Source organism: Streptomyces sp. NPDC048275, assembly GCF_040652275.1.
Taxonomy (GTDB): Bacteria; Actinomycetota; Actinomycetes; order Streptomycetales; family Streptomycetaceae; genus Streptomyces.
Genome location: NZ_JBEZLR010000013.1, coordinates 41,486 through 57,254 on the forward strand (window position 1 = coordinate 41,486; position 15,769 = coordinate 57,254).

The 15,769-nt window shown below is 67.6% G+C and carries 13 protein-coding genes; 6 read left to right on the forward strand and 7 right to left on the reverse strand.

Translation table 11 applies throughout. The features are described 5' to 3' along the window. The first annotated feature begins 64 nt into the window (after positions 1–64). Entirely contained in the window at positions 65–2,194 is a 2,130-nt protein-coding gene (locus AB0D57_RS11095; protein WP_362070229.1) for a prolyl oligopeptidase family serine peptidase, read from the forward strand. 245 nt (positions 2,195–2,439) lie between these two features. On the opposite strand, the gene AB0D57_RS11100 is transcribed toward AB0D57_RS11095, so the two are convergent. From AB0D57_RS11100 to AB0D57_RS11120, 5 genes are read right to left on the reverse strand one after another with little or no spacing between them, the layout of a single operon-like run. Next, positions 2,440–3,501 carry a dipeptide ABC transporter ATP-binding protein gene (locus AB0D57_RS11100; protein ID WP_362070232.1) on the reverse strand — a complete coding sequence of 354 codons (1,062 nt, stop codon included), beginning with the start codon at positions 3,499–3,501 and terminating at the stop codon, positions 2,440–2,442. Beyond that, entirely contained in the window at positions 3,494–4,468 is a 975-nt protein-coding gene (locus AB0D57_RS11105; RefSeq protein ID WP_362070235.1) for an ABC transporter ATP-binding protein, read from the reverse strand. Before AB0D57_RS11105 ends, AB0D57_RS11100 begins: the two co-directional genes overlap by 8 nt. Positions 4,469–4,473: 5 nt before the next feature. Next, positions 4,474–5,457, reverse strand: a complete 984-nt coding sequence (locus tag AB0D57_RS11110) for an ABC transporter permease (RefSeq protein ID WP_362070238.1) — start codon at positions 5,455–5,457, stop codon at positions 4,474–4,476. Further along, positions 5,450–6,373: an ABC transporter permease gene (locus tag AB0D57_RS11115; RefSeq protein WP_362070241.1), complete on the reverse strand. Its 924-nt coding sequence runs from the start codon at positions 6,371–6,373 to the stop codon at positions 5,450–5,452. Before AB0D57_RS11115 ends, AB0D57_RS11110 begins: the two co-directional genes overlap by 8 nt. Before the next feature lie 6 nt (positions 6,374–6,379). Then, positions 6,380–8,008 carry an ABC transporter substrate-binding protein gene (locus AB0D57_RS11120; protein ID WP_362070244.1) on the reverse strand — a complete coding sequence of 543 codons (1,629 nt, stop codon included), beginning with the start codon at positions 8,006–8,008 and terminating at the stop codon, positions 6,380–6,382. Between the two features lie 447 nt (positions 8,009–8,455). On the opposite strand from AB0D57_RS11120, the gene AB0D57_RS11125 reads away from it, so the two are divergent. From AB0D57_RS11125 to AB0D57_RS11145, 5 genes are all read left to right on the forward strand, one after another. After that, entirely contained in the window at positions 8,456–9,484 is a 1,029-nt protein-coding gene (locus tag AB0D57_RS11125; protein WP_362070247.1) for an ABC transporter permease, read from the forward strand. A gap of 79 nt (positions 9,485–9,563) precedes the next feature. Continuing rightward, on the forward strand, positions 9,564–11,324 hold the full coding sequence (locus AB0D57_RS11130; RefSeq protein WP_362070250.1) for an ABC transporter substrate-binding protein: 1,761 nt from the start codon (positions 9,564–9,566) through the stop codon (positions 11,322–11,324). A gap of 306 nt (positions 11,325–11,630) precedes the next feature. Continuing rightward, the gene (locus tag AB0D57_RS11135; RefSeq protein WP_362070253.1) at positions 11,631–12,611 is read left to right on the forward strand and encodes an ABC transporter permease; all 981 of its coding nucleotides are present in this window, start codon (positions 11,631–11,633) and stop codon (positions 12,609–12,611) included. A 50-nt stretch (positions 12,612–12,661) separates the two neighbouring features. Continuing rightward, positions 12,662–13,699, forward strand: a complete 1,038-nt coding sequence (locus AB0D57_RS11140; protein ID WP_362070256.1) for an ABC transporter ATP-binding protein — start codon at positions 12,662–12,664, stop codon at positions 13,697–13,699. Positions 13,700–13,725: 26 nt separating this feature from the next. Next, on the forward strand, positions 13,726–14,772 hold the full coding sequence (locus AB0D57_RS11145) for a dipeptide ABC transporter ATP-binding protein (protein ID WP_362070259.1): 1,047 nt from the start codon (positions 13,726–13,728) through the stop codon (positions 14,770–14,772). Positions 14,773–14,878: 106 nt separating this feature from the next. On the opposite strand, the gene AB0D57_RS11150 is transcribed toward AB0D57_RS11145, so the two are convergent. Beyond that, entirely contained in the window at positions 14,879–15,370 is a 492-nt protein-coding gene (locus AB0D57_RS11150) for a GNAT family N-acetyltransferase (RefSeq protein WP_362070262.1), read from the reverse strand. Positions 15,371–15,372: 2 nt separating this feature from the next. Continuing rightward, positions 15,373–15,765 (reverse strand): VOC family protein, encoded by a 393-nt coding sequence (locus AB0D57_RS11155; RefSeq protein ID WP_362070265.1) that lies wholly within the window; start codon positions 15,763–15,765, stop codon positions 15,373–15,375. Positions 15,766–15,769 lie beyond the last annotated feature (4 nt).

Consider the following 15,769-nt stretch of genomic DNA (forward strand, 5'->3'; position numbering starts at 1 on the left):
CCGGGCGCGCGCATCGATCGGCGCACGGCCGCACAAGGGGGCGCATGGCCAATATGGTCAGGGCATGACGACCGAGCCTCTCTCCTTCCCGCGCCGCTACGCCCGCACGCAGCGGTTCACCCTCGGCGCGCCCCGCGCGTTCACCGTCTCTCCGGACGGTTCCCGCGTCGTGTTCCTGAGGTCTCGCTCCGGTACGGACCGGGCGAATCAGCTGTGGGTCCTCGATGTCGCGGAGGGGAAGGAGCGCGTCGCGGCCGATCCGGGGACCCTGCTCGGGGGTTCCACGGAACGGCTGTCGGCGGCGGAGCGGGCGCGCCGCGAACGCAGTCGCGAGGGCGGTGCCGGGATCGTCGGCTACGCGACCGACACGGCGGTCGAGTTGGCCTCTTTCGCGTTGTCAGGGCGGCTTTTCACGGCCGAGCTGCGGGCCGGCACGGCACGTGAAATCCGCGTCCCGGGCCCGGTGATCGACCCTCGCCCGTCGCCCGACGGACGGCTCGTCGCATACGTCCGCGGGGGCGCTCTGCGCGTCGTCGGCGCCGAGGGCGAGGACGACCGGGTGCTCGCCGAGCCGGAGCCCGCGGCGGGGCCGGCGACGGTTTCCTATGGATTGGCGGAGTTCATCGCGGCCGAGGAGATGGGGCGTTCGCGCGGCTTCTGGTGGTCCCCGGAGGGGGACCGGCTCCTCGTGGCGCGGGTCGACGACACACCCGTTCGCCGCTGGTGGATTTCCGATCCCTCACAACCGGAACGCGCTCCGCAGCAGGTCGCCTACCCGGTGGCCGGAACGGACAATGCGGACGTAAGGCTCTTCGTGATCACCCTCGACGGAGTGCGTACGGAGGTCGCCTGGGACCGGGCGCGCTACCCCTATCTGGCGCATGTGCACTGGTCAGCGGCCGGAGCGCCGTTGATTCTGGTGCAGGCCCGGGATCAGCGCAGCCAGCTCTTCCTGGCCGTCGACCCGGACACCGGAACGACGCGGATGGTGCACGCGGACGAAGATCCACAATGGCTGGATCTTTTCCCCGGAGTGCCGTGCTGGAGCCCCGGCGGACAGCTCGTACGGATCGCCGACGAGGGCGGGGCACGGGTCCTCGCGTTCGGTGAACGTCCGCTCACCGGGCCGCAGTTGCATGTGCGCGCGGTGCTGGACGTCTCGGACGACGACGTACTGATCTCGGCCTCGGCGGGCAAGTCCGCGCCGGCCCCGGAGACCGGCGAGGTGCATGTCTACCGCGTCAACGAGCTCGGCGTCGAGCGCATCTCCCAGGAGCCCGGCGTGCACTCGGCAGTACGCGCCGGGGGTGTGACCGTACTGGTCTCGTCCGTGCCGGACCAGCCGGGCGCCCAGGTGCAGGTACTGCGCGAGGGCAAGCGGGCGGCGACTGTCACCTCGTACGCCGAACATCCTGGTTTGTCCCCGCGCGTGACCCTCACCGAGGGGGGCGCACGGAAAATTCCATGCGCCGTGCTTATGCCTACGGACTACCGCGGTGACACTCCCCTGCCGGTTCTCATGGACCCCTACGGTGGTCCGCACGGCCCCCGCGTGCTGGCCGCGCACAACGCCCACCTCACCTCGCAGTGGTTCGCGGACCAGGGCTTCGCGGTGATCGTCGCCGACGGCCGCGGCACCCCCGGCCGCTCCCCCGCCTGGGAGAAGGCGGTCCGCGACGACTTCACCCGCTCCCTGGACGACCAGATCGACGCGCTGCACGGCCTCGCGGAGAGCTTCCCGCTGGACCTGTCGCGGGTGGCGATCCGCGGCTGGTCGTACGGCGGCTGGCTGGCCGGACTGGCCGTGCTGCGCCGCCCCGACGTCTTTCACGCGGGCATCGCGGGCGCCCCGGTCACGGACTGGCGGCTGTACGACACCCACTACACGGAGCGGTACCTGGGGGACCCTGCCACGTCCCCGGAGGCGTACGCGAACAGCTCGCTGGTGACGGACGAGGGCCTGTCCTCCCCCGCCGAGCCGCACCGGCCGCTGATGATCGTGCACGGCACGGCCGACGACAATGTCGTCTTCGCGCACGCCCTGCGCCTGTCCTCGGCCCTGCTGTCCGCGGGCCGCCCGCACGAGGTGCTGCCCCTGTCGGGCGTCACGCACATGACCCCACAGGAGCAGGTCGCCGAGAACCTGCTCCTGCTCCAGGTGGACTTCCTTCGGCGCGCTCTCAAGCTGGGCTGAGCGGCGACATTCCACGGAGCACCGCAACCATCAATTGAGGAACCACGGCGATGCACCAGCCAGGTCCGCGAGAGCGGCGCCGGTTTAGGCGCAAAAAGGGGCAACGGACCGGGGCGACATGGCGCGCCCCGGTCCGTTTACGGCACCCGCACGGCCGTACGTTGTTCAGAGTGACGCGTCCGTATATCGAGATCGCGTCGCCTGAGTTGCCTGCGTGTTAACGCGATTGATGCATGTTTGTACGCCTATTCCCCGCCCTCTGCAAGATCGTCCGGTGGTTTCTCCGGGGGCACCACCTGCTTCTCCTCCGCGAAGTGGCAGGCCGAGTCGTGGGCCGCGGGACCACTCGCGTACCGGAACTCCGCCGGGACCGCGAGCAGCGGCACCTCCAGGGCGCAGCGCTCCTGCGCCTTCCAGCAGCGGGTGCGGAAGCGGCACCCGGAGGGGATGTTCGTCGGGGACGGGACGTCACCCGAGAGGATGATCCGCTCGCGGTGTTCCCTGGCCTCGGGGTCCGGGACGGGGACGGCGGACAGCAGCGCCTGGGTGTAGGGGTGCGTGGGGTGGTCGTAGATCTCCGCGTCCTTGCCGATCTCCACGATCCGCCCGAGGTACATCACCCCGACCCGGTCCGAGATGTGCCGGACGATCGACAGGTCGTGGGCGATGAAGATGTACGACAGTTCGAAGTCGTCCTGGAGCCGGTCGAGGAGGTTGATCACCTGCGCCTGGACCGACACGTCGAGCGCGGAGACCGGCTCGTCCGCGACGATGATCTCGGGGCGCAGCGCCAACCCACGGGCGATGCCGATGCGTTGGCGCTGGCCGCCGGAGAACTGGTGCGGATAGCGGTTGATGTACTCGGGGTTGAGCCCGACCACGTCCAGCAGCTCCTGGACCCGCCGCCGCCGGTCGCCCTTGGGCGCGACCTCGGGGTGGATCTCGTACGGCTCCCCGATGATGTCGCCGACGGTCATGCGGGGGTTGAGCGAGGTGTAGGGGTCCTGGAAGACCATCTGGATGTTGCGGCGTACGGCTTTGAGCGCCTTGCCGGACAGTCGGGTGATGTCCTCGCCCTTGTACTTGATCACCCCGGCCGTCGGCTTCTCCAGGTTGACCAGCATCTTCGCGACCGTCGACTTGCCGCAGCCGGACTCGCCGACGATGCCGAGGGTCTCGCCGCGGCCGAGGTGGAAGTCGACGCCGTCGACGGCCTTGACGGCGCCGATCTGCTTCTTGAAGAGGATGCCCCTGGTGAGGGGGTAGTGCTTGACCAGGCCGCTGACCTCGAGAATCGGCTCAGCCATGCAGGCACTCCCGCCAGAAGTGGCAGGCGCTCCTGCGGTCTTCGTCCACCTCGTAGAGCGGCGGTACGTCGGTCCGGCACACGTCCTGGGCCATAGGGCAGCGCGGGTTGAAGGCGCAGCCGGGCGGGATGTGCATCAGGTTCGGCGGCAGTCCCTTGATCGCGTAGAGGGCATGGCCCTTCTGGTCGAGCCGGGGGATCGACTCCAGGAGCCCCTTCGTATAGGGGTGCGCCGGGGCTTTGTAGAGGTCGTGGACCGGCGCGGACTCGACGATCCGGCCCGCGTACATGACGGCGATCCGGTCGGCGACGTCCGCGACCACGCCGAGGTCGTGGGTGATGAGGACGAGACCCATGGCGAGTTCGCGCTGCAACTCGGCGAGCAGGTCCATGACTTGGGCCTGGACGGTGACGTCGAGCGCGGTGGTCGGTTCGTCGGCGATGATCAGCGCGGGTTCGAGGGCCAGCGCCATGGCGATCATGATGCGCTGGCGCATGCCGCCGGAGAACTGGTGCGGATAGTCGCGCACCCGGTCGGCGGCGGCCGGGATCCGTACCCGGTCCATCAGCTCGATCGCCTTGGCCCGGGCGGCCTTCCGCGACATCCCGCGGTGGACGGTGAACATCTCGCCGAGCTGGTCGCCGACGCTGAGCACGGGGTTCAGGGACGACAGCGCGTCCTGGAAGATCATCGCCATCTCGGCGCCGCGCACCTTGCGCCGCTCCTCCTCCTTGAGCTTCAGCAAGTCCCTGCCCCGGAAGAGGATCTCCCCGCCCGTGATCTTCCCGGGAGGCATGTCGAGGATGCCCATCACGGCCTGCGCGGTCACCGACTTGCCGGAGCCGGACTCGCCCAGGACGGCGAGCGTCTCGCCTTCGTCGACGCTGTAGTCGACGCCGTTGACGGCTTTGGCGACTCCGTCCCTGGTCCTGAACTCCACGTGCAGATCCCGCACTTCGAGCAGCACGGCCGTCACCTCAGCTTCGGATCGAGGGCGTCGCGCACCGCGTCGCCGAGCATGATGAACGCGAGCACGGTGATCGCGAGGGCGCCGGCGGGCCACAGCAGCATGTGCGGGGCCTGGCGGATGTACGCGGACGCCGAGGAGATGTCGATGCCCCAGCTGACCGTCGGTGGCTTCAGGCCGACACCGAGGTACGAGAGGGTCGCCTCCAGGGAGATGTACGTGCCGAGCGCGATGGTGGCGACGACGATGACCGGCGCGACGGCGTTCGGCGCGATGTGCCGCAGCAGCAGGCGGGAGTGGGAGGCGCCGAGGGCGCGGGCGGCCGCCACGTAGTCGTTCTGCTTGGTGGTGATGACGGAGCCGCGCGCGATCCGGGAGATCTGCGGCCAGCCGAGCAGCACCATGAACCCGATGACCGGCCAGATCGTACTACTGGTCACCACGGAGAGGAGGACCAGACCGCCGAGCACGACGGGGATCGCGAAGAAGATGTCGGTGACCCGGGACAGGACCGCGTCTCCCGTCGCGCCGAAGTACCCGGCGAGCCCGCCGAGCACCGAGCCGAGGATCGCGACCCCGAGCGTGGCGCACACACCGACGCTGATCGAGACGCGGGTGCCGTACACCACCCGCGTGTAGACGTCGCAGCCTTGGCCGTCGAACCCGAAGGGGTGCCCCGGCTGTGAGCCTTCCTGGGCCTTGGCGAGGTCGCACCTGAGGGGGTTCTGGGTGGCGATCAGCGAGGGCCACAGGGAGATGACGACCAGGAAGAGGATGACGAGCCCGGAGATGATGAAGACGGGGTTGCGCCGCAGGTCCCGCCAGGCGTCGGACCACAGGCTTCTGGGTTTCTCCTGCGGACCCCTGCCCTCCGGTCCGCCCGGGACCTTCTCCAGGGTTGCCGCCTCGCTCGTGGCGAGGTCCATGGCACCGCCCATGCCGGTCGCGGCGATGGCGCCTCCTGGCTCGTGCGGAGGCTGCTCAGGCATAGCGGATCCTCGGGTCGAGTACGGCGTAGAGGAGGTCGACGAGCAGGTTGGCGACCAGGAAGACCAGGACGAGGACGGTCACGAAGCCGACCACGGTCTGGGTGCTCTGTCGCAGAATCCCCTGGTAGAGCTGGTAGCCGACGCCGTGGATGTTGAAGATCCGTTCGGTGACGATCGCGCCGCCCATGAGCGCGCCGATGTCCGTGCCGATGAAGGTGACGACCGGGATCAGCGAGTTGCGCAGCAGGTGTCGGGTGATGACCCGGTGCCGGGGCAGGCCCTTGGCGATGGCCGTACGGACGTAGTCGGCCCGTTTGTTCTCCGCGATGGAGGTCCGGGTCAGCCGGGTCACATAGGCGAGGGACACGGAGGCCAGGACCAGGCCGGGCACGATGAGTTCGCCGAACGTGGCGTCCGAGGACACGGACGGTTTGATCCAGCCCCACTCGACGCCCAGCAGCAGTTGGAGCAGCAGACCGGTGACGAAGGTCGGCACCGAGATGACGACGAGGGCCCCCAGCAGGACGCCGGTGTCGACGGGCCGGCCGCGGCGCAGTCCGGTGATGACGCCCAGCAGGATGCCGATGACGATCTCGAAGAGGATGGCGACGATCGTCAGCCGGATGGTGACCGGGAAGGCGGTGGCCATCAGCTCGGTGACCGGCTGGCCGTTGAAGGCGGTGCCGAAGTCGCCGGTGAAGACGTTGCCCATGTAGGTCAGGTATTGCTGCCACACCGGCTTGTCGAGGCCGAACTCCTTGCGCAGTTGGGCGGCCGTGGCGGGATCGCACTGCCGCTCGCCGCACAGGCCCGCGACGGGGTCGCCCATCACGTTCACCATCAGGAAGATCAGCAGTGTGGCGCCGATGAAGACCGGGATCATCTGCAGCAGACGCCGGATCACATAGCGTCCCACGGGGACTCAGCTGACCTTGATCTCGTTGTAGACGGGGACACTGAACGGGTTGAGCGCCACGTTCGAGAGCCGCTCCGAGTAGCCCGCCTGGCCGTTCTGGTACCAGAGCGGGATGGCGGCCATGTTGTCCCGTACGACCTCCTCGGCCTGCTGGAACAGCCCGATGGCCTTGGTGGTGTCGGTCTCGGCGTTGGCCTGGTCGACGAGCCTGTCGAAGTCCTGGTCGGACCACTTTCCGTCGTTGGAGGAGCCGTTCGTGTAGTAGACCGGCTGGAGGAAGTTCTGGATCAGCGGGTAGTCCATCTGCCAGCCGGCGCGGAACGGGCCCGACATCTTCTTCTGCGTGAGCTGTTCGCGGAAGTCGGCGAAGGTCCCGACCGGGTTGCCCACACAGGCCTTGTCGTTGCCGAGGGCGTTGTTGATGGAGTTGCAGACGGCGTCGACCCACTGTTTGTGCGAGCTGTCCGCGTTGTACGTGATCTTGATCTGGCCGCCGGGAAGCCCGCCGCCCTCCTCGATCAGCTTCTTCGCCGCGGCCGGGTCGTACACGCAGGCGTCCCCGCACAGACCTTCCTTGAAGCCGCCGGCCTCGCCGAGGACCGGGGAGGTCCAGTCGGTGGCCGGGACCCGGGTCTTCTGGAAGATCATGTTCGTGATCTGGTCGCGGTCGATGGCCCTGGACAGGCCCGTGCGGACCTTCTCCATTCCGCTCCTGCCCCAGTTCTCGTCGTAGAACGGGAAAGCGAGTGTCTGGATGATGCCGGCGGGTGTATTGATGTACCGGTCGCCAAGATCGCTCCGCACGTTCTTGAGCTGAGAGGCGGGTACGTCATCGACGAGGTCGAGGTTGCCGGCCATCAGGTCGGTGTAGGCGGTGTTGTTGTCGGTGTAGACCTTCAGATCCACTCCGCCGTTCTGCGCCTTGTCCTCGCCGGGGTAGCCGTCCCACTTCCGCAGGGACATCTGCGAGCCCCGGGCGTACGAGTCGACGGTGTAGGGACCGTTGCCGATCGGCTTCTCCAGCCAGGCCTCGTGGTCGTCGAAGAACACCTTGGGCAGCGGCGCGAAGGCCGCGTAGCCAAGGGTGTCGGGGAACGTCGCGAACTTCTGGTTGAGCTTGACGGTGAAGGTGTTCGTGCCGGTCACCTTGAGCCCGGAGAGGGTGTCGGCGCTCTGGCTCCCCGAGTCGGGGTGGACCTTGTCGTACCCCTCGATGTATCCGAAGAAGTACGCGTTCTTCTGTTTGTTCCTGAGACCGGCGCCGTAGTTCCACGCGTCGACGAAGGACCGCGCGGTGACGGCCTCGCCGTTGCTGAAGGTCCAGCCGTCCTTGACGGTGATCGTGAAGTTCCGCGAGTCCGAGGTCTCGACCTTCTCGGCCAGCATGTCCTCGGCCGCGGCGGTCTTGGGGTTGTACCGCTTCAGGCCCCGGAAGAGCATGTCGAGGACCTTGCCGCCCCGCACCTCATTGGTGTTGGCCGGTTCCAACGGGTTCTCCGGGTCTCCCCACGACGAGCTCAGGACCCCGGAGCCGTCGCCGGCACCGCCGTCGCCACCTCCGCCCCCGCAGGCGGTCGCCGCGAGGGCTACCGCCACCGCGCATGCGGCCCATCGGGCGTGCGTGGCTCCGCGCATGGAGTGCCTCCTCAGGAATACGGCCATTGCGCCCAATATTCGGCCACAAGGGGCGTATCCCACATTCGCCCCACCCTTCCGGGCGGTTCCGTCATCCGGAAGCAGGCACCCCGAAGGCGGACGCTCCGGACGTTCCACGCAATGGATCTTCACTGTTCGATGCGGAACCGTTGGATTGAGTGCCCCTGATGTACGCATTCCGAGACTCGCGCGTCCGCATATCGAACCCGTTGCCCGATAAGACCAGTTGGCCCGATTCTGGACACAGAACGGCCACAGAGCGCTACACGCGTAGTTACGGTCAAGTCAAGGGAAGGCAAAAAAGGTAAAGAGAAGACCAAGGGGGTCGAGATTTTATTGACCTTGAATGAATTGCGTTGAAAAAGTCCGGCGTAGCTGCGTAGGGAGCGCCCTGCGGAGTCGTTGACCCCTCGGGCCTGGAGCATCATGACCCCCCCTACTCCTTCCGCGGCCGCCCCGCTTGAGGTGACCGACGAGAGTGTCGAGAAATCGACCCCCTCTCCCGCCGCCAAGGCCAACGAGAGCCGGTCTCCGGGACAGCTCGCCTGGCTCCGCTTCAAACGGGACCGCACGGGCGTCATATCGGCCTGCATCGTGATCTTCTTCTTCGTCGTCTCGATCTCCGCTCCGCTCATATCGAAGCTGTACGGCAAGGACCCGACGACGACCTACGGCATCAACACCCCGGGCCTGCTCGGTGACAACGGCTTCCCGGTGCTCCCCAACGGTGGCATCAGCAGCGACTTCTGGTTCGGCCTCGAGCCGGGACTCGGCCGGGACGTCTTCACCTTCCTGCTGTACGGAATCCGCAACTCGCTGATGATCGCCGCGGCGGTCACCGTGCTCGTCATGATCATCGGCATCGTCATGGGCGTCACCGCGGGGTACGTGGGCGGCAAGACCGACTGGTTCATCGGCCGGGTCATCGACATCCTGCTCGCCTTCCCCTCCCAGCTGTTCTTCGTCGCCTTCACCCCGGTCGTGCTCGCCCTGTTCGTGGCGGCCGACGAGAACACGCCGACCTGGCTCACCGTGGCCTCCCTCATCGGCATCCTCACCCTCTTCGGCTGGGCCTCCATCGCCCGTCTGCTGCGCGGCCAGGTACTGGCCCTGCGCGAGCGGGAGTTCGTCGAGGCCGCCAAGGTCACGGGCGCGTCTCCGGTACGCATCATCTTCAAGGAACTGCTGCCCAACCTCTGGACCCCGATCCTGATCCAGGCAACGCTCCTGCTGCCTTTGATGGTCACCACGGAGGCGGGCCTCGCCTTCCTGGGTGTCGGCGTCAAGGAAACGACTCCGGACTGGGGCGTCATGCTCGGACGCGCCGCCGACGTCTACCAGGACGACATCACCTACCTGCTCTTCCCGGGCATCACGATGGTGGTCTTCGTCCTGGCCTTCAACCTCCTCGGGGACTCGCTGCGCGACGCGCTCGACCCGAAGACCAAGCGCTAGTTCCGGCCCTCTTCAGGACCACGGCAACGACGCCGGGTGCCGGCTTCTCTCATCACACTCACCTCCAAGGCAGGATGCGATGTCTTTTTCGCGCAGAAACTTCCTGATCGCGACCAGCGTTGTGGCCGCATCGACCACGGTGCTGTCCGCGTGCAGCAGCGGTGACACCACCGGCGGCTCCACCGGCGGCAAGCAGGACGCCGCCAAGGCCGACACGACCGTGGTCAAGATCGGCACCGAGGCCGACTCCAAGGGCCCGGCCCCCGAGGTCTCCGGCGCGAAGAAGGGCGGCACCGCCTACCTGCTGAACGACGACGACTTCTCGCACCTCGACCCGCAGCGCATCTACTACGCCTGGAACTCGCTCGCCGCGGTGGTCCTCTCCCGCACCCTGACCGGCTACAAGGTCGGCGACGACGGCTCCATGACCCTGGTCGGCGACCTCGCCACCGACACGGGCAAGATGTCCGACGGCGGCAAGACCTGGTCCTTCACCCTGAAGGACGGCATCAAGTGGGAGGACGGCACCGACGTCACCGTCGACGACGTCCGCCACGGCATCGAGCGTGCCTTCGCCAGCTTCGTCACCGAGGGCGCCTTCTACGTCCAGGCGTGGCTGACGGGCTCGACGGACTACCGCAAGTCGTACTCGGGCCCGTACAAGGGCAAGCACCTGAAGTCGATCGAGACCACCGGCAAGACGATCACCTTCCACCTCTCCGAGGCGCGCCCCGACTTCAACTACGTCGTCGCGATGCACTCGTACGCGCCGACCACGGTGAAGAAGGACACCAAGGAGGACTACGACAAGAAGCCGCTGTCCAACGGTCCTTACAAGGTGAAGTCGCACGTCACCGACAAGTCGATGGTGCTCGTCCGCAACGAGCACTGGGACGCGGACACCGACCCGATCCGCAACGCCTACCCGGACCAGTTCGACTTCACCTTCGGCATCGAGCAGCTGACCGCCATCGACCGTCTGCTCGCGGACGCCGGCAAGGACCAGTACGCCGTCAGCTGGCGCACGATCCCGCAGGAGCGCATCCAGAAGGCCACCACCGAGGCCAAGGACCGCGTCTTCGAGGACCTTGGCAGCGGTGTCAGCGTCTACTGGATCAACACGAGCCGGGTCAAGGACAAGGCCGTCCGTGAGGCCCTGATCAAGGCGTGGCCGACCTCGCAGATCCGTCAGCTCCTGGGCGGCACCCACCGTGGCGACTACGCCACCGGCATCATGAGCCCGCTCGTGGCCGGCTACGAGTCGCAGGACGTCTGGGGCAAGCTGAAGAACCCCGCGGGCGACCCGGCCGCCGCGAAGAAGATCCTCGACAAGGCCGGCAAGGCCAAGACCAAGATCGTCTACGCCTACCAGCAGGACGACGTCCAGCCGAAGATCGCGGTCGTCATCGAGAACGCCCTCAAGGCGGCCGGCTTCGACGTGGTCACCAAGGCCATCGACTCCACCACGTGGTACGACCAGATCGGCAAGCTGGACAACCCGTTCGACGTCTACTGGGGTGGCTGGTCCTCCGACTGGCCGACCGGCTACTCGGTGTTCCAGCCGCTGTTCGACAGCGCGAACGTCGTGGACCAGGGGCAGAACTACTCGCACCTCAAGGACCCGGCCGTCGACGCCGCCATCAAGGCTGCGACGCTGGAGACCGACCAGACCAAGGCCAACAAGATGTGGGCCGCCCTGGACAAGCAGGTCACGGAGACCGGCGCCTTCATCCCCGACGTGTACATGAAGCGCATCTACCTCCACGGCTCCAAGCTCGGCAACGTCAAGATGGACCCGAACTTCGACGGCTGCATGCTCTACAAGCTGTACGTCAAGTAGTTCTGATCCACACCTGACGGGTGGGGCGGCCCGCGCCGCCCCACCCTAGGCCCTGTCGTCAAACTCTCGCCTGCCCCGCGACGCCATGCACGCACTCTCGCCGCACCGGGCACAGACCCAAGTACATCCAGTACGAGGGTCTATGCCCGGCACACCGAGAGCACGCACCTGACGCCGCAGGGCCCGCCCTCCAGGCGGACGACGGGAGTTTGACGACAGGGCCTAGGCCCCGCCTTCCGTGGCCTCTCGTCACACCCGGTCCGCACTCGCTCCGCACGACGGCCCATCCCAGGAAAGCCACTCCCCATGCTTCGCTTCCTCGTCCGCCGCATCCTCGGCGCCGTGGTGACGCTGTTGATCATCAGCGCCGTCACGTTCATGCTCTTCTACGCGGTGCCGCGCGATCCTGCCCGGTTGACCTGCGGCAAGCTCTGCACCCCGGAGACGCTCGAGCTGATCCGCCACAACATGGGGATCTCGGACCCGCTGCCGCTGCAGTACTGGCACTGGCTGACGGGCATCTTCATGGGCCGGGACTACGGGTCCTACGGCCAGTGCGACGCGCCGTGCCTGGGCTACTCGTTCGTCAACCGCGAGCCCGTCCTCGCCACCATCATGGACCGGTTCCCGACGACGGTCTCGCTCGCCATCGGCTCGTCCGTGGTGTTCCTCATCGGCGGTATCGGCGCGGGCATGATCGCCGCCGTCAAGCAGGGCAAGACGCTCGACAAGCTCGCCAGCAGCGCCTCGCTGATCGCCTCGTCGATGCAGATCTACTTCGTGGGCACGCTGGCCCTGTACTTCTTCGTGTACCAGTGGCAGATCCTGGACCAGCCCTCGTACACGAACTTCACCGACAACCCGGCTTCCTGGGCCAACGGACTGCTGCTTCCGTGGCTGGTCCTGGCGCTGATCTGGACCGCGAACTACACCCGTATGACGCGCTCCCAACTGGTCGAGCAACTCAGCGAGGACTACGTCCGCACCGCCCGCGCCAAGGGACTCTCCCGCCGAAACGTCTTCTTCCGCTTCGCCTGGCGCGGCGCGATGGGACCGATCGTCACCATCTTCGGCATCGACCTCGGCGTCCTGCTCGGCGGCGCGATGATCACCGAGAAGACCTTCAGCCTCCAGGGCGTCGGCTTGCTCGCCGTGAAGTCGGTGAATACGAGCGACCTGCCGATGCTGCTCGGCATCATGGTCATCACCGCATCCTTCGTGGTCATCGCCAACATCCTCGTGGACGCCGCCTACGCCATGATCGACCCGCGTATCCGGCTCGCCTGATCCGCCGCCCCCACCAGCTACCCCGCATCACCCCCCTCAGGAGCGTCCCCGTGACGAGCACCGACCAGCAGCCCTTCCTGTCCGTCAAGGACCTGAAGGTGCACTTCTCCACCGAGGACGGCACCGTCAAGGCCGTCGACGGCCTCTCCTTCGACCTCACCCGCGGCAAGACGCTGGGCATCGTCGGTGAGTCGGGCTCCGGCAAGTCCGTCACGAACCTGACCATCCTGGGGCTGCACAACCCGGACAGCACGACCGTCGAGGGTTCCATCACCCTCGACGGCGAGGAGCTGAACGGCGCTTCGGAGAAGACCCTGGAGAGGCTCCGCGGCAACAAGATGTCGATGATCTTCCAGGACGCGCTGACCTCGCTGTCGCCGTACCACACCATCGGCAAGCAGATCGGTGAGACGTACCGCAAGCACACGGGCTGCTCGAAGAAGGAGGCCCGGGCACGCGCCATCGAGATGCTGACCCGGGTCGGCATCCCGCAGCCCGACGTACGCGTCGACGACTACCCGCACCAGTTCTCCGGCGGTATGCGCCAGCGCGCGATGATCGCGATGGCGCTGGTCTGCGACCCGGAGCTCCTGATCGCGGACGAGCCGACGACCGCCCTGGACGTCACCGTGCAGGCCCAGATCATGGACCTGCTGAAGGACCTCCAGAAGGAGTTCGGCACGGCGATCATCTTCATCACCCACGACCTCGGTGTCATCGCGGACATCGCGGACGAGGTGCTGGTGATGTACGGCGGCCGGTGCGTGGAGCGCGGGACCAAGAAGGAGGTGCTGCGCACGCCGCAGCACCCGTACACCTGGGGTCTGCTGGGTTCGATGCCGAGCCTGGACGGTCCGGTCGACGTGCCGCTGTCGCCGATCCCGGGCTCGCCGCCCTCGCTGCTGAACCCGCCGTCGGGCTGCCGCTTCCACCCCCGGTGCAGCTTCACCGAGAAGGTCGAGGGCGGGCTCTGCTCCTCCGAGCGCCCGCTGCTCGAGATCACGGACGGACGAGGCTCCGCCTGCCACCTGACCGCCGACCAGCGCCGCGACTTCTTCGCCGACTTCGCCGGCAGCCGGTCCAACTGACGTACGAGTGACGGGATTTCACGATCATGAGCAACACGAACCCCCTCCTGGACGTCACCGGTCTGACCAAACACTTCCCGATCAAGGGTGGTTTCCCCATCCGCCGGACGGTGGGTGCGGTGCAGGCCGTGGACGGCCTGGACTTCCAGGTGGCCGAGGGCGAGAGCCTGGGTCTGGTCGGTGAGTCCGGCTGCGGCAAGTCGACGACGGGCCGTCTGATCACCCGGCTCCTGGAGCCGACGGCCGGCACGATCAACTACCGCGGCCAGGACATCACGCACGCGAGCCGCAAGCAGCTCGCGCCGGTCCGCTCCGAGATCCAGATGATCTTCCAGGACCCCTACGCCTCCCTCAACCCGAGGCACACGGTCGGCAAGATCATCTCGGGTCCGATGGAGGTCAACAACATCAACCCCGCGGGGGGTCGCGAAAAGCGCGTGCGCGAGCTCCTTGAGACGGTCGGCCTCAACCCCGAGCACTACAACCGCTTCCCGCACGAGTTCTCCGGCGGCCAGCGCCAGCGCATCGGTGTGGCCCGCGCGCTGGCCCTGAACCCGAAGCTGATCGTGGCGGACGAGCCGGTCTCGGCCCTCGACGTCTCGATCCAGGCGCAGGTGGTGAACCTGCTCCAGGAACTCCAGAAGGACCTGGGCATCGCGTTCGTCTTCATCGCCCACGACCTCGCCATCGTGCGCCACTTCTCGCAGCGCGTCGCGGTCATGTACCTCGGCAAGATCGTCGAGATCGCCGACCGCGCGGACCTGTACGAGAACCCGCGCCACCCCTACACGCGCGCGCTGCTGTCCGCCGTCCCCGAGGCCACCTCGGACGACGCTCCGGCCCGCGAGCGCATCCGCCTCACCGGTGACGTGCCCTCCCCCATCAACCCGCCGTCCGGCTGCCGCTTCCGCACCCGCTGCTGGAAGGCGACGGACAAGTGCGCGTCCGAGGCTCCGCCGCTGGTGCACGTCGAGGGCAGCCGCGACGGCCACCTGACCGCCTGCCACTACCCCGAGGTCAAGGAGACCGTCCCGGCTCCCCGCCTCGCCAAGGACCCCGAGGTCACGGCCTGACACACCCCTTTTCCGTCGGTCGATGACCCACGGAACCCGACTTTCGCCGGCCCATTGACCCGAGCCCGAACGTCCGGTTCCCGGGGAACGAAGGCCCGTGCACTCCTCAGGAGGGCGCGGGCCTTCTCTTCGCCTTCAGGTCCAGCTCCCCCACCACCTGGTCCCCGCTCGTCTCGCCCGTACGGCGAAATCCGAGCCGCAGATAGAACCCCTCGGGGCCGCCCTCGCCCTCGGCCCAGGTCACCGTGACGCGGGACTGGCCGCGTCGGCGGATCTCCTCGCAGACGGACTCGACGGCGAAGCGGCCGTAGCCGCGGCCTTGTCGCCCCTCCGCGATGTTCAGGCGCCAGAGGCCCGAGCGGGGACGGTCGTCGGGGTCGTCGGGGTCGAAGCGGATGTCGAAGAAGGCCATCACGAAGCCGACCAGGTCCTCGCCGTCGAAGATCAGGCGGGGCCAGGCCTTCTCGGGGCGCACATAGGCCTCGGCCAGTGAGTTCACCACCGGGGAGACGAAACGCTCCTGGTCCGACCGCACCCTCAGTGCGATGGCCGCGTCGACGTTGCCCGGGGTCACCTTCTCCAGTCGTACATCCGCCACCGCTAGCCCAACTCCCCGCGCTCCACGCAGAATTCATTGCCCTCGGGGTCCGCCAGGATGACCCAGCCGCCGCCGTCGGGGCGGGTGTGGTCCGCGATCTGGCGGGCGCCGAGGGCGAGCGCGCGGGCGACCTCCGCCGCTCGGGTGCGGCCGTGCGGCTGGAGGTCGAGGTGGATGCGGTTCTTGGCCGTCTTGCCCTCGGGGACGCGGACGAAGAGGAGATTCGGCCCGCCGGACGGGACGCGCAGCAGCGCCTCCGGGTCCCCCGGCTTGTCGTCGTCGTCCAGCGGGAGGCCCAGCAACTCGCTCCAGAAGAGGCCGAGATCGTACGGATCACCGGTGCAGTCGAAGGTGATGGTTCGGATGGTGGGGTTCAACCCGCCTGCTTCGCCCATGAGT

Excerpts from the sequence above, each read along its gene's own strand:
- AB0D57_RS11095 (WP_362070229.1), top strand. The coding sequence starts at position 65 with ATGACGACCGAGCCTCTCTCCTTCCCGCGCCGCTACGCCCGCACGCAG.
- AB0D57_RS11100 (WP_362070232.1), bottom strand. The coding sequence starts at position 3,501 with ATGGCTGAGCCGATTCTCGAGGTCAGCGGCCTGGTCAAGCACTACCCC.
- AB0D57_RS11110 (WP_362070238.1), bottom strand. The coding sequence starts at position 5,457 with ATGCCTGAGCAGCCTCCGCACGAGCCAGGAGGCGCCATCGCCGCGACC.
- AB0D57_RS11120 (WP_362070244.1), bottom strand. The coding sequence starts at position 8,008 with ATGCGCGGAGCCACGCACGCCCGATGGGCCGCATGCGCGGTGGCGGTA.
- AB0D57_RS11125 (WP_362070247.1), top strand. The coding sequence starts at position 8,456 with ATGACCCCCCCTACTCCTTCCGCGGCCGCCCCGCTTGAGGTGACCGAC.
- AB0D57_RS11130 (WP_362070250.1), top strand. The coding sequence starts at position 9,564 with ATGTCTTTTTCGCGCAGAAACTTCCTGATCGCGACCAGCGTTGTGGCC.
- AB0D57_RS11135 (WP_362070253.1), top strand. The coding sequence starts at position 11,631 with ATGCTTCGCTTCCTCGTCCGCCGCATCCTCGGCGCCGTGGTGACGCTG.
- AB0D57_RS11145 (WP_362070259.1), top strand. The coding sequence starts at position 13,726 with ATGAGCAACACGAACCCCCTCCTGGACGTCACCGGTCTGACCAAACAC.
- AB0D57_RS11155 (WP_362070265.1), bottom strand. The coding sequence starts at position 15,765 with ATGGGCGAAGCAGGCGGGTTGAACCCCACCATCCGAACCATCACCTTC.